The sequence below is a fragment of the Mycobacterium sp. genome (genome assembly GCF_049683935.1).
Taxonomy (GTDB): domain Bacteria; phylum Actinomycetota; class Actinomycetes; order Mycobacteriales; family Mycobacteriaceae; genus Mycobacterium.
The window spans coordinates 1-1,991 of the sequence record NZ_JBAUJR010000376.1; the positions used below are offsets into that span (position 1 = coordinate 1).

General features: G+C 70.2%; 4 protein-coding genes. All 4 read left to right on the forward strand.

Features of this window, described 5'->3' with window-relative positions; all coding sequences use genetic code 11:
* On the forward strand, nt 1-166 hold a 166-nt coding region (locus WA965_RS21715), incomplete at its 5' end, for a dihydroneopterin aldolase (RefSeq protein ID WP_526448065.1).
* Nucleotides 163-690 carry a 2-amino-4-hydroxy-6-hydroxymethyldihydropteridine diphosphokinase gene (folK, locus tag WA965_RS21720; protein ID WP_526298174.1) on the forward strand — a complete coding sequence of 176 codons (528 nt, stop codon included), beginning with the start codon at nt 163-165 and terminating at the stop codon, nt 688-690. The genes WA965_RS21715 and folK, both read left to right, overlap by 4 nt.
* A 7-nt stretch (nt 691-697) precedes the next feature.
* Nucleotides 698-1,174 carry a DUF3180 family protein gene (locus WA965_RS21725; RefSeq protein WP_526298173.1) on the forward strand — a complete coding sequence of 159 codons (477 nt, stop codon included), beginning with the start codon at nt 698-700 and terminating at the stop codon, nt 1,172-1,174.
* Nucleotides 1,175-1,252: 78 nt separating this feature from the next.
* On the forward strand, nt 1,253-1,991 hold a 739-nt coding region (locus WA965_RS21730), incomplete at its 3' end, for a DUF6779 domain-containing protein (protein ID WP_526448064.1).

Consider the following 1,991-nt stretch of genomic DNA (forward strand, 5'->3'; position numbering starts at 1 on the left):
CATCGAGACCGTCGCGGGGGAGATCGCCGAGGACGTGATGGCCGACCAGCGGGTGCACGCCGTCGAGGTGGTGGTTCACAAGCCGGGCGCACCCATCCCGCTGGAGTTCGCCGACGTCGCCGTGACGGCCCGCCGGTCACGCCGTGGCGGTAAGGGAGCCCAGTGACGGCAGTGGTGTTGTCCATCGGTTCGAACCTCGGCGACCGGTTGGCGCGGCTGCAGTCGGTGGTGGACGGTCTCGGCGGCACGGTGGTGGCGGTGTCGCCGGTGTACGAGACCGATGCGTGGGGTGGCGTCGATCAGGGTCCCTTTCTGAATGCCGTTGTCCTCGGCGATGATCCGGATCTGGATCCGCACGGTTGGCTCCGTCGCGCCCACCAGCTCGAGGATGCGGCGCAGCGGGTTCGGGCGCAGCGGTGGGGGCCCAGGACGCTGGACGTCGACCTGGTCAGCTGCCGCGACTCCGACGGTGAGGTGACGGTGCACGACGAGGTCCTGACCCTGCCCCACCCGTTCGCTCATGTCCGGGCGTTCGTGCTGGAGCCGTGGGCGGCGGTCGATCCGCAGGCCACGCTGACCGTCGCCGGCCGGGTGAGCAGCATCGCGCACCTCCTCGAGGACGTGGACCCCGCGGAGCGCGCCGGGGTCCGGCTGACCGGACAGACGTTGCGCCTGGGCGACGGCAGTTGACCGGCTGATGGGCCCGACCAGTAGGCGCGATCTGGTTGTCGCCGTGGCGGTCACCGCGGTGGTGGGGTATCTGCTGGTGCGCGCCACCTATCGGTACTTCCCGCCGATCACCGGGTGGACCGGGGTGTCGCTGCTGGGCGTTGCCATTGCGCTCGCAGGCTGGGGGTTCTATGTCCGGGCCAGGATCGGCGAGGGCGCGATCGGGGTCGGAGCGGGGCGGTTGCATCCGATCGCGGTGGCGCGGTCGGTACTGATCGCCAAGGCGTCGGCATGGATGGGCAGTGTCGTGCTCGGGTGGTGGCTGGCAGTGGTGGTCTACCTGCTGCCGCGACGGAGCACGCTGCGGGTGGCCGCCGAGGACATGCCGGGCGCCGTGGTCGCGGGGTTGTGTGCGCTCGCGCTGGTCGTCGCGGCCCTGTGGTTACAGCATTGCTGCAGGTCTCCGGACGAGCGGCCGGAGAACACCGATTCGGCGCCCGGCTGACCGAATTCGCCGGTCCACGCGCCGAATCGCCGTACGGGGTCGACACGCTAGGTGACCTGTGGCGGGTACAGTCGGCCCATGACCGATCCGACCCGCGGCGCGCGCATTCGGCGCGGCGCCCGCCGGCCGGGGTGGATCCTGATGACGGTGTTGCTGGTGCTTGCGATCGCGGCGAGTTCGGCGCTGGTTTTCACCAATCGTGTCGAGTTGCTGAAGCTCGCCGTCATCTTGGCGTTGTGGGCCGCGGTCGTCGCCGCGTTCGTGTCGGTGATCTACCGCAGGCAGAGCGACAGCGACCAGGCGAAGGTGCGGGATCTCAAGCTCGTATACGACTTGCAGCTGGACCGTGAGATCTCGGCACGGAGGGAGTACGAGCTCGCCGTCGAGACCCAGTTGCGTCGCGAGCTCGCCTCGGAACTGCGCTCACAATCGTCCGACGAGGTGTCGGCCCTGCGGGCCGAATTGGCCGCGCTGCGGGCGAATCTGGAGTTCCTGTTCGACACCGATCTGTCCCACCGGCAGGCGATCGAGACCGACAGGACCAGCGCGCGGGTGTTCGGTGAATGGGCCGGCGCGGACAAGGCGGGACGGGTCAGCAGCAGCCGGATCGACGCCGAGGAGGTCGACGAGGACGACGCCCACGCCCCCGACACCGAGGAGAGCCCGATCATCGACGTCCCTGCCGAACCGCATCCGCCCGAGGATGACCGGGTTTCGGCGGTCGACGACGCGGGAGGCGTCCACCGCAGGTTCTCCGAGCAGGCTCCGGGCAGGACCCATCGGGCCGACGAGCCGGCCGGGCGGCAGCGCCCATCGC